Source organism: Microbacterium gubbeenense DSM 15944 (assembly GCF_000422745.1).
GTDB classification, from domain to species: Bacteria; Actinomycetota; Actinomycetes; order Actinomycetales; family Microbacteriaceae; genus Microbacterium; species Microbacterium gubbeenense.
The window spans coordinates 23191-45295 of record NZ_AUGQ01000015.1 but is presented as its reverse complement, the minus strand read 5'-3'; the positions used below and the strand labels follow the sequence as shown (position 1 = coordinate 45295).

Annotated in this window: 17 protein-coding genes; 13 read left to right on the top strand and 4 right to left on the bottom strand. The window is 68.3% G+C overall.

The genetic code is table 11. The features are described 5' to 3' along the window. The first annotated feature begins 36 nt into the window (after positions 1–36). The 12 genes from G510_RS16275 (at position 37) to G510_RS16260 (ending at position 14104) form a co-directional block, all read left to right on the top strand. Complete coding sequence (locus G510_RS16275; RefSeq protein ID WP_051216642.1) at positions 37–903, top strand: HtaA domain-containing protein; 867 nt, start codon at positions 37–39, stop codon at positions 901–903. Further along, positions 900–2027 (top strand): heme/hemin ABC transporter substrate-binding protein, encoded by a 1128-nt coding sequence (locus G510_RS0109610; RefSeq protein WP_029153467.1) that lies wholly within the window; start codon positions 900–902, stop codon positions 2025–2027. The genes G510_RS16275 and G510_RS0109610 overlap by 4 nt, the downstream gene beginning before the upstream one ends. Beyond that, positions 2024–3118, top strand: a complete 1095-nt coding sequence (locus G510_RS0109605) for a FecCD family ABC transporter permease (RefSeq protein WP_029153466.1) — start codon at positions 2024–2026, stop codon at positions 3116–3118. The genes G510_RS0109610 and G510_RS0109605 overlap by 4 nt, the downstream gene beginning before the upstream one ends. Then, positions 3109–3942, top strand: coding sequence for a heme ABC transporter ATP-binding protein (locus G510_RS16270; protein ID WP_051216641.1), 834 nt, complete (start codon positions 3109–3111; stop codon positions 3940–3942). Before G510_RS0109605 ends, G510_RS16270 begins: the two co-directional genes overlap by 10 nt. Before the next feature lie 96 nt (positions 3943–4038). After that, a complete protein-coding gene (locus G510_RS0109595) occupies positions 4039–5166 on the top strand; it encodes a thiamine pyrophosphate-dependent dehydrogenase E1 component subunit alpha (protein ID WP_029153465.1) in 1128 nt (375 codons plus the stop codon). Next, entirely contained in the window at positions 5163–6143 is a 981-nt protein-coding gene (locus G510_RS0109590) for an alpha-ketoacid dehydrogenase subunit beta (RefSeq protein WP_029153464.1), read from the top strand. Before G510_RS0109595 ends, G510_RS0109590 begins: the two co-directional genes overlap by 4 nt. 11 nt (positions 6144–6154) lie before the next feature. Further along, positions 6155–7462 carry a dihydrolipoamide acetyltransferase family protein gene (locus tag G510_RS0109585; protein WP_029153463.1) on the top strand — a complete coding sequence of 436 codons (1308 nt, stop codon included), beginning with the start codon at positions 6155–6157 and terminating at the stop codon, positions 7460–7462. Positions 7463–7595: 133 nt separating this feature from the next. Next, a complete protein-coding gene (locus G510_RS0109580) occupies positions 7596–8657 on the top strand; it encodes a FecCD family ABC transporter permease (protein WP_084644297.1) in 1062 nt (353 codons plus the stop codon). Next, positions 8657–9538 (top strand): ABC transporter ATP-binding protein, encoded by an 882-nt coding sequence (locus G510_RS0109575; protein ID WP_051216640.1) that lies wholly within the window; start codon positions 8657–8659, stop codon positions 9536–9538. The genes G510_RS0109580 and G510_RS0109575 overlap by 1 nt, the downstream gene beginning before the upstream one ends. Before the next feature lie 11 nt (positions 9539–9549). Next, positions 9550–10566, top strand: coding sequence for an ABC transporter substrate-binding protein (locus tag G510_RS0109570; RefSeq protein ID WP_029153460.1), 1017 nt, complete (start codon positions 9550–9552; stop codon positions 10564–10566). A 110-nt stretch (positions 10567–10676) separates the two neighbouring features. Next, complete coding sequence (locus G510_RS16265; RefSeq protein ID WP_169562599.1) at positions 10677–12344, top strand: ATP-binding cassette domain-containing protein; 1668 nt, start codon at positions 10677–10679, stop codon at positions 12342–12344. After that, entirely contained in the window at positions 12341–14104 is a 1764-nt protein-coding gene (locus G510_RS16260; RefSeq protein WP_084644295.1) for an ABC transporter ATP-binding protein, read from the top strand. The genes G510_RS16265 and G510_RS16260 overlap by 4 nt, the downstream gene beginning before the upstream one ends. A gap of 138 nt (positions 14105–14242) precedes the next feature. On the opposite strand, the gene G510_RS0109555 is transcribed toward G510_RS16260, so the two are convergent. The 4 genes from G510_RS0109555 to G510_RS0109540 all read right to left on the bottom strand — a co-directional run bounded on the left by G510_RS0109555 (position 14243) and on the right by G510_RS0109540 (position 21366). Then, complete coding sequence (locus G510_RS0109555) at positions 14243–14800, bottom strand: YceI family protein (protein WP_029153459.1); 558 nt, start codon at positions 14798–14800, stop codon at positions 14243–14245. 79 nt (positions 14801–14879) lie between these two features. Further along, complete coding sequence (locus tag G510_RS16255) at positions 14880–18143, bottom strand: DEAD/DEAH box helicase (protein WP_051216637.1); 3264 nt, start codon at positions 18141–18143, stop codon at positions 14880–14882. A 45-nt stretch (positions 18144–18188) separates the two neighbouring features. After that, on the bottom strand, positions 18189–19136 hold the full coding sequence (locus G510_RS0109545; protein WP_029153458.1) for an L-lactate dehydrogenase: 948 nt from the start codon (positions 19134–19136) through the stop codon (positions 18189–18191). 46 nt (positions 19137–19182) lie between these two features. Continuing rightward, positions 19183–21366, bottom strand: a complete 2184-nt coding sequence (locus G510_RS0109540) for an MMPL family transporter (RefSeq protein ID WP_211219174.1) — start codon at positions 21364–21366, stop codon at positions 19183–19185. Between the two features lie 151 nt (positions 21367–21517). On the opposite strand from G510_RS0109540, the gene G510_RS0109535 reads away from it, so the two are divergent. Continuing rightward, on the top strand, positions 21518–22081 hold the full coding sequence (locus tag G510_RS0109535; RefSeq protein ID WP_029153456.1) for a MarR family transcriptional regulator: 564 nt from the start codon (positions 21518–21520) through the stop codon (positions 22079–22081). Positions 22082–22105 lie beyond the last annotated feature (24 nt).

Below are 22105 nucleotides of genomic sequence, written 5' to 3'. Positions count from 1 at the left end.
CCGCACCGCTCGAACGAAGAAGAAGGATCCACTGACGTGAAGACTCGAAACATCATCGGCACGGGCGTTGTACTCGCGGCCGCGATGCTCGTCCCCGCCACCGCTGCGAGCGCGCAGGCGACCGCGGACGCGGAGGCGTGCGTCGTCACCGACGGCACGTTCTCCTGGGGGGTGAAGGAGAGCTTCCGCTCGTACATCAGCGGCACGATCGCGAACGGATCCTGGGAGGCCCTCGACGGCGCGACCTACGAGACCCCGAACTTCGAGTGGACCGGCGCGACGGGCAGCTACGACCCGGCGACCGGAACGGGATCCGTGTCCTTTCCCGGCACGGTGCACTTCACCGGGCACGACGGTGTCCTCGACCTGACGCTCGGCAACCCGACGATCGAGTTCGAGGGAGAAACGGCGGCGCTGCTGCTCGACGCGCACAGCAACGATATGGAGGGCGAAGTCGCGGTCGATGCCGAGCAGGAATGGGTCGGAGACGTCACGCTGCCTGCCGCGCCGGACTCGATCGGTGACACGCTCGCCGCATCGGATCTCGAGACGACCCTCACGAACCCCGGCGCCGCGGCGTTTGCCGGGTTCTACGAGGCGGGGGAGGTGCTCGATCCCGTCTCGTTCTCGCTGACCACGGAGAACTGCGACGCAGGCGCTGCACCGCAACCGGCTGCCGAGGCCACGGAGGAGCCGGAACCGGCCGCCGGCGCCGTCGTGGAAGAGCCAGCGGCCGTGCAGCCCGTCGAGGTGCGCGCCGACATCCCGTGGGCGGCGATCGGCGTGGGCGGCGTCGCTCTGCTCGTGATCGGGTTCACGGGCGGGCTGCTCGTCGGTGGGCGCAGAGCGCGCGCGGCGCGAGGGGTCGATGCGGAGCCCGACACCACGGGCGGCGCACAGTGACGGGTGCGAAGGCTCGACGCTCGACGGCGATCGTCGCCGTCGCGGCCGCGATCGCCCTGCTGGCGGGATGCGCGGGCGGAGCGTCGGCCGATGGCGATGCCGGAGTGCAGCCCGACCTGTCGCAGCTCGAGCCCGCGGCGGACCCGCGCAGCATCGTCGGGCCGTCGACGGCCGTCATGCCGGACGACGAGATCGAGGTCGTCGCAGAGGATCCCGGGCAGCAGCTGCCCGCGACCGTCACGTCGTATGCTCAATCCGGCGACGAGGAGCAGGTGACGGTCGCTGCGACCGACCGCGTGGTGGCGGTGGATCTCGCCGGCTCGATCGCCGCGACCGCCTGGGCCCTCGGCTTCGGCGACACGCTCGTCGGGATCGATCAGTCGACGACGTTTCCGGGCACGGAAGGCATCGAGCAGGTCACCTCAGGCGGTCACACGATCAACGCCGAGGCGGTCATCGGTCTCGACCCCGACGTCGTCATCACCGACGGCACGGTGGGCCCGCGCGATGTGATCGAGCAGCTGCGCGACGTGGGGATCACAGTGGTCTTCGTTGATAACGATCCGTCTTTCGAAGGCGCTCAAGATCTCGCCCGCCAGGTGGCGGCCGTATACGGTGCGCCCGAGGTCGGCGAGCAGCTTGCCGAGCACATCGCCGACGACGTCGCCGCGACCGCTGCCGAGATCGCGCGTCTCGTGCCGGAAGACGAGAGCGACCGCGTGCGGATGGTGTTCCTCTACCTGCGCGGCAACGCCGGCGTCTACTACATGTTCGGCGAGGAATCGGGCGCCGACGAGCTCATCGAATCCCTCGGCGGCATCGACGTGGCGGCCGAGCTCGGATGGGAGGGCATGCGTCCCATGACCGACGAGGCGCTGCTGGCGGCGGATCCCGACCTGATCCTCACGATGACGGGCGGCATCGAGTCGACGGGTGGCATCGACGGCCTGCTGCAGGAGAAGCCGGCTGTCGCGCTGACGGCCGCCGGTCAGAACGAGCGCATCGTCGATATGGACGACGGCACGATCTTGTCGTTCGGGCCCCGCTCCGCTGACGTCATCGAGGCGCTCGCGCGCGCCGTATACGCTCCCGACAACGCGCACGCCGGCGAAGCCGACGAATGACCACCGGGACCACCGCCGCCGCGGAACCGGCAGTTTCTCCGCATGCCCGGAAGCGTCGCGCCGGTCGCGGGGCGATCGTCGTCGCCGTCTCGTCGCTGCTCCTCGTGGGCGGGGTCGTGTTGTCGGCCGCACTCGGGCAGCTGCCGATCTCGGCACAGGACGTCGTCGGATCCGTTCTGCGCGCCGTGGGCATCGATAACGCCTGGGCACCCACTGACGATCTGATCGAGCAGACCCTGTGGAAGATCCGCTTCCCGCGCGTGGCGATGTCACTCCTCGTCGGGGCGGCCCTCGCAATCGCGGGCGCGGTCATGCAGGCCGTCTTCGGCAACCCACTCGCCGAGCCGGGCGTCGTCGGCGTCTCCTCCGGCGCAGCTCTGGGGGCCGCCGCCGCGATCAGCTTCGGGCTGTCGTTCCTCGGCGGGTGGACGATCGCGGCATTCGCGTTCCTCGGCGGCCTCGTTGCCACGCTGCTTGTTTACGGCACGGCGCGCGCGCAGGGGCGCACCGAGACCGTCACACTGCTGTTGACGGGCGTGGCGATCAACGCCTTCGCCGGGGCAGGGCTCGCACTCATCACGTTCCTCGGCGATACGCAGAGCCGTGAGCAGATCGTGTTCTGGCAGCTCGGCTCGATCAACGGATCCCGATGGAACGAGGTCGTGATCGTCGCCATCGTGGGCGTGTGCGCGACGGCGATCGTGGCGTCGCTCGCGCGGCAGTTCGACCTGCTCGCGCTGGGGGATCGCACGGCGTCACACCTCGGCATCAAGGTCGAGCGGCTGCGCATCGCGTCGGTCGTGCTCGTGGCGCTCCTGACGGGCGTCGGTGTCGCCTTTGTCGGCATCATCTCGTTCGTCGGCCTCGTGGTGCCGCACCTCGTGCGCATGCTGCTGGGTCCGGCGCACCGCATGCTCTTCGCCGTCTCGATTCTGGGTGGCGCCGCACTGCTCGTCTGGGCGGACCTGCTGGCGCGCACGCTGGTGCCGGCCTCCGACCTGCCCATCGGCATGCTCACCGCGCTCGTCGGCGGGCCGTTCTTCTATTGGCTCATCCGCCGCAATCGCCGGCAGGCCGGGGGATGGGCGTGACGGCCGAGACGGGCGCCGGGCTGAGCATCGTGAACGCTTCCTACCGGATCGGCGGAACGACGATTCTCGACAAAGTGAGCGTCGACGTGCGCTGCGGTCGGGTGCTCGTTCTGGTCGGCCCGAATGGCGCCGGCAAATCTACCCTCCTGGGAATGCTCGCGGGCGATGCCGATCCCACGGGCGGCGACGTGCTGCTGCACGGGCGTCCGCTCGGCCAGTGGCCTCCCAGGGAGCGCGCGCGTCGCCGCGCCGTGCTCCTGCAATCGAACCAGCTCGTCTTCCCGTTCACCGCGCAACAGGTCATCGAGATGGGCCGGGCGCCGTGGATCGGCACGGAGGAGTCGGCCGATGACGACCGGGCGATCGCGCGGGCGATCGAGGCGACTGATTCGGGTCACCTCCTGACGAGGGCCTTCCCAACGCTCTCGGGAGGCGAGAAGGCCCGCGTCTCGCTCGCGCGCGTGCTCGCGCAGGAGACGCCGATCGTTCTGCTCGACGAACCGACGGCCGCTCTCGATCTGCGCCACCAGGAGGACGTGCTGCGTATCGCACGTGACCGAGCAAGGGCGGGTGCCGCCGTCGTCATCGTCCTGCACGACCTCTCGCTCGCGGCGGCATATGCCGATGAGGTGATGATCCTTGACGCGGGGCGCGCGGTGGCGAGCGGCTCGCCGAACGAGGTGCTCACCGCCGAACGCATCGAAGCCGTGTACGGGCTCGCGGTGCGAATCCTGCGCGACGACGACACGGGACGCCCCCTCGTCGTGCCGCGACGAGGCAGGATCCGGCGGCCGCATTCCGCGGACGGACGCACGGCCACCTGATCGATGTGCGTATGTGGATTCCCACCACACGATCCGGCGATCCGTTGTCGAGCGCGTCATGGCCTGCGCATGAGCGATGGGGCCTAGCGTGGACATGTGACTTCGGCAGAAACTCCTATCGTGCGCATTCTCGAGCCCGACGGCTCGTTCGCGCCCACCCCCGAGGCCGAGCCTCTCCGCGAGATCGTCGAGGCGTTGGACGAGTCCGCTCTCGAGCAGATGTACCGCGACATGGCGGTGACGCGCGCCTTCGATCAGCAGGCGACCATGCTGCAGCGGCAGGGGCAGCTCGCGCTGTGGCCGCCGTCGCTCGGCCAGGAGGCCGCGCAGGTCGGGTCGGCGCGGGCCGCGCGCTCGCAGGACACGATCTTCCCCTCGTACCGCGAGCACGCCGTCGCGAGGGTGCGCGGGGTCGACCCCGTGTCGATCCTCGCCCTGATGCGCAGCGCGACGCACGGCGGGTGGGATCCCACCGATCCGAAGAACGGCAATACGCGTCTGTACACGCTCGTGCTCGGCACGCAGGTGCCGCACGCGACGGGGTTCGCGATGGGGCTGAACTTCGACGGCCGCACGGGCAGCGGAGACGCCGAGAAGGACGAGGCGGTGGTCGTCTACTACGGCGACGGTGCCGCGAGCGAGGGCGACGTGCACGAGGCGATGGTGTTCGCGGCGAGCTACTCCACGCCCGAGCTGTTCTTCCTGCAGAACAACCAGTGGGCGATCTCGGTGCCCGTTGCGACGCAGGCCGCGGGCCCGCTCGCGAACCGCTCGGCGGGCTACGGGATCCCCACCCTGCGCATCGACGGCAACGACGTGCTCGCATCGTATGCCGCCAGCCGTATGTATCTGGACGAGGCGCGTGCGGGCGGCGGTCCGCGCGCGATCGAGGCCGTCACGTACCGCATGGGCGCGCACACGACGAGCGACGACCCGACCAAGTACCGCACGAAGGCCGAAGAGGAGTCGTGGGCGCGGCGCGACCCGATCGCCCGCATGCGCGCGTTCCTCGAGAACCGCGGCGCGGGATCCGAGTTCTTCGCCGACGTCGACCAGGAGGGCGAGGCGCTCGCCGCCGACGTGCGCACGCGGATCGCGGAATGGCCGGATCCCGACCCGGCCAGCATGTTCGCGCACGTGTACTCCGAGCCGCACGCGCTCATGGAGCAGCAGGCCGCCTGGCTGGCCGAGTACGAGGCTTCGTTCGAGGGAGGAGCGGCATGACGTTCGAGACGATGCCGTTCGCGCGGGCGATGAACGCCGGCCTGCGCCGCGCGATGGAGGAGAACCCTCGCGTCATGCTGATGGGCGAGGACATCGGCAAGCTCGGTGGCGTGTTCCGCGTGACCGAGCACCTGCAGCGCGACTTCGGCGAGAACCGCGTGCTCGACACTCCGCTCGCAGAGGCGGGCATCGTGGGATCCGCGATCGGACTCGCGATGGCGGGATTCCGCCCCGTCGTCGAGATCCAGTTCGACGGGTTCGTGTTCCCGGCGTTCGACCAGATCACGACGCAGCTCGCGAAGCTCACGAACCGGCACGAGGGCACGATCAGCATGCCGGTTGTCATCCGCATCCCGTACGGCGGCCACATCGGCGCCATCGAGCACCACCAGGAGAGCCCGGAGGCGTACTTCGCGCACACCCCGGGTCTGCGCGTGGTGAGCCCGTCGACGCCGAACGACGCCTACTGGATGATCCAGGACGCGATCGCGTCGGACGATCCGGTGATCTTTATGGAGCCGAAGAGCCGCTACTGGCAGAAGGGCGAGGTCGACACCGATCATCGTGCCGCGCCGCTGCACGCGTCGCGCGTGATCCGCGGCGGATCCGACATCACCCTCGTCGGCCACGGCGCGATGGTGTCGGTGCTGCTGCAGGCCGCCTCGATCGCCGAGGGCGAGGGAATCAGCTGCGAGGTCATCGACGTGCGCTCGCTGTCGCCCATCGACTACGACCCGATCATCGACTCGGTGCGCTCGACCGGACGCATGGTGTGGGCGCAGGAGGCTCCGGGCGCGACCAGTGTCGGGGGCGAGATCGCCTCGACCGTTGCCGAGCGGGCGTTCTACTCGCTCGAGGCGCCCGTCATGCGGGTGAGCGGATACGACGTGCCGTTCCCGCCCGCCAAACTCGAAAGCTTCTACCTGCCCGACGCCGACCGCGTGCTCGAGGCCGTCGACCGAGCTCTCGCATTCTGAAACCCGGAGGAATCGCCATGGAGACCTACCACCTTCCCGACGTGGGCGAGGGCCTGACCGAGGCCGAGATCGTCGAGTGGCGCGTCAAGCCCGGCGACCAGATCAAGATCAACGATCCGGTCGTCGACATCGAGACCGCGAAGAGCGTCGTCGAGCTGCCGTCGCCGTTCGAGGGCGTCGTCGGAGAGCTGTTCGTCAGCGCCGGCGACACCGTGGACGTCGGCGCGGCGATCATGACGGTCGTCTCCGAGACGACGGCTGCCGAGAGCGGCACCGACGGCGGCGCGCGCCCCGAGCCCGCGGAGGACGTGTCGGATACGTCCGTGCTCGTCGGCTACGGCAACGGCGCAGAGGCGAAGACCCGCCGCACGCCCAAGACGCACGAGGCCGTCGTGACGAGCTCGATCGGCGTGATCGCGAAGCCTCCGGTCAGGAAGCTCGCGCGCGACCTCGGGGTGACGCTGTCCGATGTCGTCGGGTCCGGGCCCGCCGGCGAGGTCACGCGAGACGACGTCGTCGCGCAGGCCGAGCAGGCGTCCGTGTTCCGCAACCTGTCGACGCCCGCGTGGGGCGCTGAGCGCGAGCGCACGATCCCTGCGCCGCAGGCCCAGAAGGATCCGCGCTACGAATCCGTTCCCGTCAAGGGCGTGCGCAAGGCGACCGCGAACGCGATGGTCGGATCCGCGTACACGGCCCCGCACGTATCGGTGTGGACCGACGTCGACGCGACGCGCACCATGGAGTTCGTCGCGCGGCTCAAGCAGCAGCCGCAGTTCGCCGACATCAAGATCTCGCCGCTGCTCGTGTACGCGCGGGCCGTGCTGTGGGCCGTGCAGCGCACGCCCGAGATCAACTCGACGTGGATCGAGTCGGAGGACGGCGCCGAGATCCAGGTGCGCAACTATGTGAACTTGGGCATCGCGGCGGCGACGCCGCGCGGCCTCATCGTGCCGAACATCAAGGACGCGCAGGATCTGTCGATCCGCGAGCTCGCGTCGGCGCTGCAGGATCTGACGCTGAAGGCCCGTGAGGGCAAGACGTCGCCCGCCGACATGGCGAGCGGCACGATCACGATCACGAACATCGGCGTGTTCGGGATGGACGCCGGCACGCCGATCCTCAACCCGGGCGAGGCGGGCATCATCGCGATGGGTGCGATCCGTCAGAAGCCGTGGGTCATCGACGGCGAGGTGCGCCCGGCGTGGGTGACGACGGTATCGGGGTCGTTCGATCACCGCATCGTCGACGGCGACAAGGTCAGCCGCTTCGTCGCCGACGTGGCCGCTGTGCTGGAGGAGCCGGCGCTGCTGCTCGACTGAGCACACGATGTGACGGCCGGTGATTCGCTTCGAGTCACCGGCCGTTGCCTTGTCGGCGGGCGGTGTTCGCTGCGTGCCTGACCAGACTGCTCTCGGTTTATGACAATGATTCTCATTACTATATGCTGGCGACGTGATCAGCCCTGCCCGCGCCACCCCGCGCCCCGCGCGACGTCTTGCGCTCGGAATCGGCGTTCCCGCAGGCATCGTCGTGATCACAGTCGTGGCGTGCGCGATCGGGCCCGTCAACACGAACCTCTCGACGGTGTTATTCGCACTGGTTGAGCCGCTCCGCGACCCGCTGGCCGTCCTCAGCCTGCCGCTGCCGGACATCGCATCGGCGACCGTTCACCTCGTGTGGTCGGTTCGATTGCCGCGCACCGTGTTGGCGTTGCTCGTCGGGGCCAGTCTGGCGGCGGCCGGCGCAGTCATGCAGGCAGTGTTCCGCAACCCGCTCGCCGAGCCCGGTGTCACCGGGGTGTCTTCAGGTGCCGCCGTCGCGGCGGTGTTGGTGATTGTCAGCGGTGCCGCGGCGACCATGCCATGGCTCTTGCCGACGGCCGCATTCCTCGGCGCGCTCGTCGCCGTCACGATCGTGCAACTCGTTGCCGGGTTGCGCGGAGGATCCGGCGCGACCCTGCTTCTCGTCGGGATTGCGATCAATGCGTTCCTCGGTGCGCTCATTTCAGCGATCATCGCGAACGCGCCCGACTCTGACGACGCCCAGCAGGCAATGTTCTGGCTCAACGGCGATCTCACGTCAAGCAACTGGCGCGACGTCGGCCTCGCGGTCGTCCCCATCCTGGTCGGCCTCGTCTTCCTCTTTGCGGCAACAGGCGAGCTCAATCTGTTCCTTCTCGGTGATGAGCACGCGATCGCGAGCGGTGCTCGCATCAAGCGGGTCCGGCAGGTGCTCCTCGCGATCGCGGCACTCATCACCGCCGCAGGCGTCGCGGTCACGGGGGTGATCTCGTTCGTCGGACTCGTTGTGCCGCACCTTGTACGGCTCGTGCTCGGTCCCGACCACCGCCTCCTCCTGCCCGTGAGCATCGGGATCGGGCCGATTTTTCTCGTGGGCGCTGATCTGGTCGCACGCAACCTTTTTGATCCCGTTGTCCTGCAGACGGGCACCATCACCGCGTTCCTTGGCGCTCCCATACTGCTCCTGCTCGTCGCCCGGAGCGGAAGAAGATGATGAGCATCCTCACTGAGATCCCACACTCGTCGCGGCACGCACGCCCTGCGGGTCAGGAACTCCTCCTCGCGGGCCGTACCGTGGCGGCTGGTTATCGCGGTCGGTCGGTGATACGCGACATCGACGTCGACGTGCGCGCCGGTGAAGTGCACGGTCTGATCGGTCCGAACGGAGCCGGAAAATCGACTCTTCTGCGCGTGCTCGGCGGCATTGCACCTGCCACAGCGGGGCGCGTCGAAACTGTCAGGGGCCACCTCGGCACGCTGCTGCCCCGCGAGCGCGCTCGACTTATCGCCTTCCTTCCGCAGGACACCCGGATCGACGAGGCCCTCAGCGTGCGTGCGATCGTCGAGCTTGGCCGCTACGCGCATCGGCGCCAGTTTGACAGGATGCGCGGCGCCCTGACGCCAGAGGATGTCGCCGCCGTTGACGGATCGCTTCGCCGCGTTGGCGTACATGACCTCGCCGATCGGCCGATCACTGAGCTGTCTGGCGGACAGCGCCAGCTCGTCCTCATCGCGAAGCAGCTCAGCCAGGAGTCTCTCGTGCTTCTGCTCGACGAGCCCGTGTCGGCCCTTGACCTGGGATATCAGATGCAGGTGCTCACTCTGCTCCGCGAGCTCGCCGACGAGGGCCGAAGCGTCGTCGTCGTGCTGCATGATCTCAATCTCGCGGCCCGGAGCTGTGATCGCCTCACGCTCCTCGCCGACGGCGAGGTGCGCGGCGAGGGTGCTCCCGAGCACGTGCTGACCCCGGCGCTTCTCGCCGAATGCTACGGAGTGCACTGCGTCGTCGATCGCGACCCGCATTTGCACACACCACGTGTGACTGTCCTCGAGCGCACGTCCACTCCACGACGCCACACCGACAACACGGAATGAGAGAACACACCATGACCACCGCTTTCCCACATCGCCGCCGCGCGGCATTCACGGCGCTTGCCGCCATTGGCTGTCTCACACTCGCAGGATGCGCAGGGTCGTCCGCGAGCGACGGCGGCGGTTCCGAGGCATCGACCGATGCTGCCTCTGCCGCTGACTTCCCGCGCACCGTCGCCGTCGGGGACCGCGACATCGACATCGACGCCGAGCCACAGCACGTCGCCGCGCTGTCGACCGAGGTGGGCGACATCGTTCTCGAACTCGTGGGCCCAGAACGGCTCGTCGCGGTCGCGGAGGGGTCCGCAACGCCCGGCACCGGCAACCAACTCGACCTCGCCGAGAGCGTGCCGACGCACCTGAGCGTGACGCAGAACCCAGACCCCGAGCAGATTTTGTCCCTCGACCCCGACCTCGTCCTGCTCACGGGGCGGCACGATGACGAGGCCTCGCTCATCGACTCGCTCGAGGGTGTCGGGGTGCCGATCGCCGCTTTCGAGTCGACCGACTTCGGTGATCCGGAGACCGTCGCGAGCTCGATCGAGACCATCGGCGATCTCGTCGGCGCTGACTCTGAAGCGCGCACAATCGCGAGCGCAGTCCGTGACGACGCCGCGGCAGTGACCGACGCGGTCGCCGACGTGGATAACAAACCGCGCGTGCTCGTGCTCATGGCCCGCGGTGGCACACAGATGATCATGGGAGCGCACTCGTCGACCACGAATCTCGTCGAGCTCGCAGGTGGGAGTTCCGTCGCGGTCGAGGAAGGTTGGAATCAGGCGATGCCTGCCGATCCTGAAGCGATCATCGCCGCGGATCCCGATGTGATCGTTGTGCAGGATTTCCGTGACGCTGGGCTCGAACCATTTGCCGAGCTGTTGGAGAACCCAGCGCTCGCTGACGTTCGGGCAGTCGCCGATGACGAGGTGCATCTCGTTGACGCCGAAACGACCTCGGGTACCGCCGGCTCGCGGATCAGCGAGGGCCTCAAAGAGATCGCTGAGCTGCTGCACCCCGACGTGTTCGCGTAGGGACCTTCTCCGGATGAAACCTCCAGCGCGCGCGGGTGATGGCAGAGAGCCGAGGGGGACCGATGTGGATCGATGAGCTGCTGCGTGACGCACCGAGAGGCGCGTGGTGCGTGGTGATCGCGAGTTGGCTGCGCACCGGTGCCCTCGCGGCCAGCGCAATCGCCATCGGGGGTGTTCTCGACCGAACGCTCGCGGGCGAGCCCATCTTCTCAACCGTCACCGCTGCGATCGCCTGCGCGCTGCTCGGAGCCTTCGCCGGGATGTGTGCCGAGTCTCTGCCGGGGCGCATCCAGGGCGAGGAAGAAGCACGGTGGCGGCAGCGGGTCGTCGCCGCCGGACTGAGAGTCAATGCCCTCGAGCCGTCGCACGGCGATCGCCCTGATCGCGCGACCGAGAACAGTATCGTTGACGCCGCCACATCCGGCGTCGAGAAAACGGGCGGGTACCGAGCGACGTTCCTGGCCGCCACATTCGCGTCGTTCACCGCACCGATCATCGTGCTCATTGCGTGGGCGGTCGGCATTCACCCGCTGAGCGCCCTCGCGCTCGCGGGGTTCGTGGCGCTCGTGCCCGCGGTCATCATCGTTGCCGGAAGCCTGCTGCGTCGCTCGAACGCCCACTACCGCAGTCGTGAAGCGCAGGCGGCATCTCGATACCTCGAGATGCTGGAGGGGCTCGGCACCATCAACGTGCTCGGAGCATTTCCACGAGTGCGGCGTGAGTACGCCGAATCGGCGCGCAACGCGATGGCCGAGCTCGGCAGGCTTCTTGCCCGCAACCAGGTCATGATCATCGTCAACGACGCGGCGTTCGGCCTCGTCATGAGCGGGGCAGCAGTCGCGTTGCTGCTGTGGCAACTCGCAGGGGATGCGGTGAGCGCCGGTGACGCGTTCGCCGGGCTGTTGCTCGTTGTGCTGCTCGTCGAACCCATCGACCGAGTGGGCCGCACCTTCTATGTCGGGCTCGGCGGGCGGGCGCGGAGAAAGCAGCTCGAGTCGCTGCTCGCGGAGAGCGGTGAGGGGCCCGATCCTGCCGGCGCGCCGAATGCCCTCCGAGCAGCGGGCGATCTCGAGCTGAGCGGGGTCACGGTGAGCCACGGCGACCGCACCGTGCTCGATGGCGTCGATCTGCGCATCCCGGCAGGTGCGCACGTGAGCGTCGTCGGGCCCACCGGTGCCGGGAAATCAACGCTGCTGCGCGTCGTCGCCGGACTCCAGCCCGTCACTGCAGGCGACATCACTCTCGACGGCGAACCCTGCACTGCGGCACACCTGCGCCAACGAATGAATCTCGTATCGCAGAATGCGAGCCTGCTCTCGACAACGGTCGCCGATAACCTGCGGCTCGTCGACCCGACCGCGACGGATGCGCAGCTGCTCGCGGCGCTCGAACAGGCTCACCTTCGCGGTGAGATCCTCACAAGACCGCATGGTCTGGCAGGGGCAGTGGGGGAAGGCGGGGCGATGCTCTCGGGCGGCCAACGCCGTCGTCTGATGCTCGCACGGGCGTTGCTGCGGGAGCGTCCCGTGCTGCTGCTTGACGAAGCGACGGCCGACCTCGACCGTCGAACCGAAACGCTCGTGCGCGAGAGCCTGCACAGCGCCGCGGGCGGCAGAACAGTGGTGCAAGTCGCTCACCGCCTCGAGATGACCACCGACTCTGACCTCGTGATCGTCATCGAAGGCGGTCGCATCACCGCGGCCGACAGCCCTGCCGAACTCCGCGAGCGTCCCGGTTACTATCGAGCCGCGCTCAAGACGAATGTCGAGCAGGTATGACACGTCGAACAACAATCGGCTGGCTGCTCAGTTTCGCCAGGGCAGCGTCGTTGCGTCTGCTCGTCTCGACAGTCTCACGGTTGCTCGGCCACGCTCTCGGTGCAGCCGTCCTTGCTGTGCCTGCCTGGGGTATCGGGATGCTCGCGGCCGGTCGCGCAGATAGACCGAGTTTCCTCGCCGGCGTCGTTGTCGCCACACTCGTTGCCGCCGTGCTGCGCGCGCTATTGCGATACCTCGAGCAGCTGCTCGGCCATCTCGCTGCGTTCAGCCTGATGGGCGAGATGCGCATCCAGCTGCTTGAGCGGCTCGCGCCACAAGCCCCCGCGGTCACGGAAGGTCTTGGCGCCGCCCGCATCCAGACGGTCGCCGTGCGCGACGTGGACCGTGTCGAGGTCTTCTTCGCCCACACGATCGCCCCCGCGGTGAGTGCGGTGGTCATTCCGTTCGGAGCCACGATCGCCGCGTGGATCGCCGCAGGAGCCACCATCGGGGCGACGGTGGCGAGCGTCCTCGCCCTCGGTATTCTGCTGCCGCTGCTCGGGGCGGCCGCCGGACAGCGCGCGGCGCAGGCCACCGCAACCGTGCGCGCTGACATCGCCCAGCACGTTGCCGACACCATGCGCACCCGCGAGGAGATCGTTGCGGCTCAAGCTGAGCCGCAACGAGCCGCCTCGCTCGCGGCGCTCGACCGGAGCCTCGCGCGGGTGCTCAGGGCGGCCGGTGCCCGCGCCGGCTGGCGGCACGCGCTGTCGAATCTGCGCGTGTGGGGCGGATCGCTCGCCGTGCTCGTCGCTGGTGTGCTCGCGAGTGGAGATGCGGATGCGTTCCGCGACACACTGCCCGGCCTGTTCGTCGCTATCGCGCTCGTTCTCGGAACACTCACCTCGCTCGAAACCGTCGAGCGTCTCGCAACCTCATTGCCGGCCGGGTTGGAGGCGGCCCGGCGCATCCGCGAACTCATGTGTCGGCCACCGACCGTAACCGAACCTGAATCGCCCGTCACCGGCGATCGCGCGCAGTCTGTCGCTCTCGAATTCGACAACGTCACGTACACCTATCCGGGCACCGCAGGACCGGTGCTCTGTGACGTGGCACTGGAAGTCAGGCGAGGTGAGTTCGTCGGCGTTGTCGGTGCGACCGGATCGGGAAAATCGACCCTGGCGCGGCTTGCGCAGCGGCACCGGGATCCTGATGTCGGGAACGTGCGCATTGACGGGGAGGATGCCCGTGTACGCGGCACACGCGACGTCACGCGACGCGTGTCGGTCGCGAGCCAAGATCCGTTCGTGCTCGACGACGCGGTCGCCGTCAACCTGCGTCTCGCGGATATCAACGCCACCGACTCGCAGTTGCACCGCGCTCTCGCACTCGTCGAGCTCGATGATCTTGACCTGGGGGCAGTCGTCGGGCGACGCGGGTTCCGTCTCTCTGGCGGGCAGCGCCAGCGCCTCGCCCTCGCCCGTACGCTGCTTCACGCGGCGCCGAATCTGCCTGGTGGCGTGCTCATCCTCGACGAGGCGACCAGCCACCAGGATCCGCTCACACAGGCCCGCCTCATCCGACGATTGCGAACACTCGGCTCCTCCATGCTTGTCATCGCGCACCGGCTCGAGACGCTTCGCGATGCCGATCGGATCATCGTGCTCGAGGAGGGGCGCGTCGTCGAAACAGGAGTCTGGGACGAGCTCGTTGCCGCCGATGGGTCCTTTGCAGCCCTGCTCGCTGGCCAGGGCCGGAACCTCGACAGTGAACACCACTGACCGAAGACATCGGCCCCGCGAGATAGCAGAACGACGGCGTGCTTCCATCGTTCCTCCTTCCAGATGCGCACACATACAGGCGCACGACAGAGCGGCCCGGCGTACCGTGACGCCGAGCCGCTCTGGTGGAGATCGCGATTACTGCTGGAGCGTGAACTGCAGCTCGAGCGTGATCGTGACGTCGTTGCCGAGCATGAAGCCACCGGCGTCGACCGCGGTGTTCCAGTTGACACCGAAGTCGGTGCGGTCGATCTTGGCCGTGGCCTCGCCGCCGGCCTTCGTCTGGCCGTAGCCGTCGACCGTGATGCCGCCGAACTCGCCCGTGAAAGTGACGGGCTTGGTGACGCCGCGCAGCGTGAGGTCTCCGTCGATCAGCACGTGGTCGTTCTGCGGGCGGATCGCGGTGGAGCGGAACGTCATGGTCGGGAACTCGTCGGCGGCGAAGAAGTCGCCGGTGCGCAGGTGGCCGTCGCGACCCTCCTGGCCGGTGTTGACGCTGGCGATCTCAACCGTGGCCTCGACGGACGACTGCTCGAGGGTCTCGCCGGTGACGACAGTCGCGTCGAAGGTCTCGAACTTGCCCTTGACCTTGCTGATCGCGAGGTGGCGAACCGAGAAAGTGACCTCGGAGTGGGCGGGGTCGATGGTCCAGGTGCCGGCGATGTAGCCGGGAACGGTGGCAGCGGTGAGGGTCATGAAGAATCCTTTCGAGCGGAGCGTGATCGTGGAGGATAACGCGAGCGGTCATGATCTATTCCCGCGCATATAAAAATTATCACACAGGGTGCCCGTCGATCAAGGCTCGATAGTCGTCGCTGGTGAGGCCGGACGCCGCCGTTCCTGCGAGCACGCTCGAGAACAGCTGCCGCTTCTTCTGTTGCAGCTCGCGCACCTTCTGTTCGATCGTGCCCGCCGAAATGAGCCGGTAGACCATGACCGGCTTCGTCTGTCCGATGCGGTGCGCGCGGTCGATCGCCTGCTCTTCCGCGGCGGGGTTCCACCACGGATCGAGCAGGATGCAGTAGTCGGCCGAGGTGAGGTTCAGCCCGGTGCCGCCCGCCTTGAGCGAGATGAAGAACGCCGGATCTTCACCGTTCTGGAAACGATCGACCATGCGCTGGCGCTGCCTCTGCGTCGTCGACCCGTCGAGATACGAGAACTTGATGCCGCGGGATTCTGCCACGCCCGCGGCCAGCCCGAGGAAGTCGGTGAACTGACTGAAAACGAGCGCGCGATGCCCGTCGGCGGTGATCTCGTCGAGCAGTTCGCCGAGTGCGTCGAGCTTCGCCGAACGCACACCCGCCACGTCGGCGGCGTCGCCGAACGACGGATCGAGCGCCTCGCGCCGCAACCGCGTGAGCGAAGCGAGGATCTGGATCTGGTTCTTGTTCACGTCGTCAAGGAGGCCGAGCAGCTTCTGCTGCTCGCGACGGAACCGCCGTTCGTATGCGCGCTGATGCGTGGGATGCAGCGGCACCTCGATCACCTGCACGGTCTTCGGCGGCAGCTCGGGCGCGACCTCCTCCTTCGTGCGGCGCAGGAGGAACGGCCGCACCCGCGCACGGAGCTGTTCGAGGCGGGCGGGATTGCCCTGCTTCTCGATGGTGCGCGAGAAGTGCTCGCGGAAGTGCGATCTGGTGCCGACGAGCCCGGGAGCCGCGAGCGTGACGAGCGAGAACAGCTCCATCAGATTGTTCTCGAGCGGGGTTCCCGTGACGGCGAACGTCGTCGGAGCGCCGACGAGGCGCGCGGCCGCGTAACCCCGCGACGATGAGTTCTTGACGTTCTGCGCCTCGTCGAGCACGAGGATCCGGAAGCCCGCGCGCGCGAAGTCCTCGGCGTCGTGGCGCAGAATGGCGTAGCTCGTGACGATGAGGCGCGCGCCGCCAGCGGCCTCATCGAGGGGCGTCTTGCGCTTCCGCGTCGTCGAGGTGACGGCGACTGCACCGAGCTCGGGCGCGAATCTCTCTGCCTCGGCTATCCAGTGGCCGACGACGCTCGTCGGCGTGACGACGAGGAAACGCGCCTCGGGGTCGTCAGCGCGAGCCTGGTCGAGCGCGGCGAGCACCTGCACGGTCTTACCGAGGCCCATGTCGTCGGCGAGGATGCCGCCGAGTCGGTGCCGGCGCAGGAAGTCGAGCCAACTGAACCCGTGCTGCTGATAGTCGCGCAGGGTCGCGCGGAACGACGGGGGCGGTTCGCGCCGCTCGACGCGGTCGTCGCCGAGCGCGCGCATCGAGCCGACCCATGCGGCGTGCTGCTTCTCGAGCAGGCCGACCTCGGCGAGCTCCTGCCACAGGTCGAACTGATAGCGCGGCAGCGTGGGGTGCTCGGCCGGGAAATCGTGCAGCGCCTTCGCCTCGGTGAGCACGTCGCGCAGGCGAGCAAATCGTTCGTCTGTGAGGGGAAAAACCGTGCCGCTGAGAAGCCGGAAGTAGGTGCGCCCGAGCGAGAGCGCTCGCAGCAGGTCACTGGATGACACCGGCTCTCCCTGGATGGAGACCACGATGTTCAGCTCGAACCAGTCTTCGCCCGACGGATCGGCGCCGATCTGGATGACCGGGTCCTCCGTTGCGAACGAGAAAGACGGCACCTCGTCATGGGTCTCTATCGTGAGCCCCTCGACACGGCGCAGGGCGGGCAGCACGTGCGCGAGGAACTCGACCGTCTGATCGGCGTCCAGATCTCGCGCGGGAAAATTGCGATCCGCGCGGCCGCGACCGAGCAAGTGCGCGAATCGGCCGGCGGCACGCTCCACCTCGTGCAGAAGATCGCGCTCGGCCTGGCGGCCTCGGTATTCGCCCGGTGGCAGCTGCCACTCCCAGAACAGTCGCGCGACGGGGTCGGCATGGCGGATCGCAAGCACGAGCTCGGGAAGCGCGGGCGCCGGCAGATCGAAGGATCCATCGCTCGAGACGAGCGGGGCGACCTCCCGCAGCTGCGGGAGATAGTCATGCGTGAAATCGGCAATGCGCGTCGCAGGGATCGACAGATGCCCTTTCTCGAAGAACCGATCCCATTCGGGTGTCGTCGGGCTCGCCAGCGGAATCAGCAGGTCCAGACGCGCGGGATCGTCGGTGATCCGGGCGATCGCCGCGGTCGGCGCCCCGAGCGACATCACCGCGGCGCGCGCGCCCGGATCATCGGCGTCCGTCACGGCGGCCTCGACCCACAGACGGCCGCCCACCATCCGGAGATCGAGCACCGCCTCGTGCGCGGCGTCCGAGACGTCGATGGCGCGCTGCTCGCGATCGTCGGTGACGAACTCGACACCGGAATCGTGCGCGGCGAGCAGGGCCTCCCAGAGGCCGCGCGACGGCACCGCGTCCAGGCGAATCCAATCGGGTGTTCCCCACCCGCCGGCGCCATGCGATCCGGTGCGCGAGCCGCGCCGGATGCGTTCCTCTGCGACGCGGAAATTGTGGCGCCCGGCGAACAGCGACTCGATCTCGGCGAGCGCGCGCCACCGTGCATCCTGCGCATCCGACTCGGACACCTGCCGCCAGCTGATCCCCGAGCGCACCCACTGACCGGCGGAGCCGCGCGAACCGCGCACGGCGGGGCGGACGGCGACGCCGGCGCCCGGAGGATCGCCCGGATCCGGATCGCGCACCGCGAACAGCAGCGCGATGCCGCCCGGTGGATCTGCTCCGTCGCTCGAGGGCTCGGCGGGCATGAGGCTCTTGAGGGTGCGCTCCCAGGTATCGCTGGTGGGAGCTCGTCGCCTGCCGTCACCCTGCCCGACCCCGCCGACGCCGAACGGCTCGCTGCGCTCGGCGAGCGCGAGGAGGGCCGCGGCCCCGTGTGCGCAGCGACCGGATCCGTCATGCCCGCACCACAGATCGATCTCGCCGGCCGCGCCCATCTCGATCTCGACGTTCAGCGAGCCGACCGTCACGAGCGCGGCCGAGAACTCGCGCCCCGTCTCGGCCTTCAGCACCCGCACAGGCAGTCGGGACACGAGCTCGCGCCCGTCAGCCGCGTCTTCTTCGGTGAAGATCGCGTCAACGTGCGCGTCCGTGAGCTCGATCCCTGCCATCCTCCGAGGCTAGGGGTGACCCCTGACAGAACGTGTCGCGTCAGGCTACAGCGTCGCCCGCACGGCTGCCGCGGTCTCGGCGAGCGTGCGTGCAGATGCTTCGAGCTGCTCGCGTTCGCGGTCGGCGAGCCGCACGTGGGGAATCGGCACGGCGCCGGCGGATCCGACGACCGAGGGGATCGACAACGCCACGCCGTCGATGCCGTAGTCGCCCTGCAGCACGGTCGACACCGGCAAGATGGCGCGCTCGTCGCGCAGAACGGCCTCCGCGACGCGTGTTCCCGCCAGGCCGATGGCGTAGTTCGTCGCGCCCTTCCCCTCGATGATTGCGTACGCAGCGGTGCGCACTCCGTGCGCGATGCGATCGAGCTCGTCATCATCGAACGCCGGCTCCCACTCCGCGATGGGCACCGGCCCGATCGTCGCAGACGACCACAGCGGCAGCTGGGAATCGCCGTGCTCGCCGGCGATGTTCGCGTGCACCGAGCGCGCATCCACACCGGCTCGCTGCGCGATCGCCCAGCGCAGGCGCGAGGTGTCGAGCACGCACCCCGACGCGAACAGCCGCGCCGGGTCGATGCCCGTCTGCTCGACCGCGAGCATCGTGAGGACGTCGCATGGGTTCGTGACGACGATCACGATCGCGCGCGGGGACGCCGCGACGAGCTGCGGGATCATCGTGCGGAAGATGCGGGCGTTGGTCTCGATGAGTTCGAGTCGCGTCTGGCCAGGCCGCTGGGCCGCGCCCGCGGTGACGACGATGACGTGAGATCCGACGGTGCGGTCGATGTCGCTCGTGCCCGTCACGGTGCCGGCGCCGAGGAACATCGCGCCGTGCGCAAGATCGAGCGCCTCGGCTTCAACGCGTGCGCGATCGATGTCGTACAGGACGACCTGGCGCGCGGACGAGCGGATCAGCATGGCGTACGCGGTCGCGGAACCCACCGCACCCGCGCCGACGACGGTCACCTTCGCGTTCTCGATCACGGCCATGCACTCATCGTGCCCCGACCGTCGCACGACGCACAAGGGATCCGCGTCACCTGCTGAGCCGCGATGGCCACCAGATCTTCCGGCCGATGTCGTAGGTCAGCGCAGGAACGAGCAGCGAACGCACCACGAAGGTGTCGAGCAGAACGCCGAAGGCGACGATGAAGGCGAGCTGCGCGAGGAACAGGATCGGGATCACCGCGAGCGCCGCGAACGTCGCCGCAAGCACGACCCCGGCTGACGTGATGACACCGCCCGTCACGGACAGTCCGCGCAGGATTCCCTCGCGCGTTCCGTGCGCGAGAGACTCCTCGCGCACGCGGGTCATGAGGAAGATGTTGTAGTCGATCCCGAGCGCGACGAGGAAGACGAATCCGAACAGCGGCACAGCGGGATCCGCGCCAGGGAAGCCCAGCACGTGGTTGAACACGAGAGCCGAGACGCCCATGGCCGTGCCGAACGAGAGCACGGTCGTGAGCACGAGCAGGATCGGCGCGAGGATCGACCGCAGCAGCAGCATGAGGATGACGAGGATCACCGCGAGAACGATCGGGATGATGAGGCCGCGATCGTGGATCGAGGCATCGTTCGTATCGATCGCGGTCGCTGTCACGCCACCGACGAGCAGGTCGGGCAGGTCGTCGCGCAGCGCTCTCACCGTGTCAATCGCGGAGGTGGAATCGGCCGCGTCGGAGAGTGTCGCCTGCAGCAGGACGTCGCCGTTCTCGACTGTCGGTTCGGGTGCCGGACCGCCGAAGGAAGCGATGCCGTCGGAGGTCACCGGGGCGGATCCGCTCGGGGCATCGGCCGCGGACACCGACACGTCAGTGACGCCATCGTTCGAGAGCAGAGCGTCGACCGTCTCCTGCATCTCGTCCTCCGGTGCGATGACGTAGGCAGGGCTGCCGGATCCGCCGGGGAAATGCTCGCCGAGAGCCGCCTGGCCGTCTCGCGCTTCCGAAGCGCCGAGCACGAGATCCGACTGCGGCACGCCGTCGGCCTGCAGCTGCGGAACGAATGCGGCGCCCGCGATGAGTACGGCCGTGGTGAGCAGCCAGACCCAACGCGGCCGCCGGGCGACGAGCGCGGCGACGCGCCCCCAGAGGCCCGCAGCCTGGGGACTCAGCGTGCGGATCGGTGCGGTCACTGCGCGAGCCACGGGCAGGAACGCCAGTGCCCCGCGAGCGGGCGGGGCGGAATGCTCGCGCTCCTCCGGCGCGTCGCGTCGGTCGTCGATTCGTGGTGCGCGCGGCCAGAACGCGGTCCGGCCGAATGCGTACAGCAGGGCGGGCAGCAGTGTGAGGGCGGAGAGCATGGCGAACACGATGCCGATTGCGGCGACGGGGCCCAGAGTGCTGTTCGATTTGAGGTCGCTGAGCAGCAGGCACAGCAGACCGGCAATCACGGTTCCGCCGGAGGCGAGGATCGGCTCGAGCGAGCCCTTCCATGCGGCCGTGATGGCAGAGCCCTTGTCCGCGCTGCGACGCAGCTCCTCGCGGAAACGCGACACGAACAGCAATGCGTAGTCGGTCGCAGCGCCGATCACGAGGATGAACAGGATCCCTTGCGTCTGCCCGCTCAACAGGAGCACGTCCCACTTCGCGAGCCACCACACCACGAGCAGCGCCACGCACAGCGCGAATAGGCTCGTCGACAGCACGACGAATGGCAGGAGCACCGAGCGGTACACCAACACGAGGATGATGAGCACCGCAATCAGAGCAACGCCGAGAAGCAGCCCATCGATGCCGGCGAAGCCCGCGGCCAGGTCGGCCGTGAAGCCCGCCGGCCCGGTGACCGCCACGTCGACGCCGTCCGGAACGGATCCGCGCAGCTTCTCACCGAGAGCTGTGACGACGTCTCCGACGTCGGCCGACGAATCGATCGGCACGAACGCCTGCATGGCGAGTCCGTCCTCTGACGGCAATGCGGGAGAGACGTCGTCGGCCACGCCGTCGACCCCGGTCACCTGCGTCACGGCATCGGTGATTCGCTGCTGCTCGTCGTCCGTGAGCTCGTCGTTCGACGTGAACACGGCGATCGCGGGAATGGCATCGGAGTCCTGGAACTCGCCGAGCCGCTCCTGAACCTGAGTCGCGTCGGCAGATTCCGGGAGGTAGGCGGTCTGCTCGTTCGAAGAGACCTCACTGATCTTGCCGAACAGTGGTCCCCCGAACGACGCACCGGCCAGCCACGCGACGATGAGAAGTGCGGGGAGGGTCACGCGGATCAAGGAGCGGATGATCTTGTCCTTCCGTATCGGCCGGGGTGGAGCAGCGCGCGGTGGCGGGAACACGTCTGACGAGCTTTCGCTAGTCTACAACTTATCTAGCTAGGCTAGAAACAAATGAAGCATGAAGCAAGCGTATGCGTAAGCTACTCGGGTGGAGACAGGAGAGCACGAGTCGCAGTCGCGTTCGATGTTCGATGTCGTGGCCAACGATCCGGATCAGCTTCTGATCGACCGCACCGGGATCGCTGACGAGGATGTCGCGCAGATCAGCGAGGTCATGACTGCGCTCGGCGACCTTCGTGAAGCAGAGGCGCGCCTGAGCGCCGCGTCGCGCCGCTATATGAAGCTCAACGAGACAGACATGCGGGCCATCCATTTCCTGATCGTCACGTCGCTCGCGGGAGAGCTCGTCACGCCGGGGCAGATCGCCCAGCACCTCGATATCTCGACCGCATCGACGACGAAGCTTCTCGATCGCCTCACGAAGGGCGGCCATGTCGAGCGGCTTCCGCACCCGACGGATCGGCGCGCGCTCACCGTGCGCATCACGCCCGGAACGTACAGCGCGGCTCGCGAGACCGTGGGGCGTCAGCAGGCACGCAGGTTCTATTCGGCCGCACGGCTGGCTCCGCATGAGCGCGAGGTCGTGATTCGATTTCTGCGCGACATGACGAATGAGATCGAGTTGACGGACGCGGACTGGGCGCGCGAGTAGCGAGGGGTCACCCGGGTTCGACTG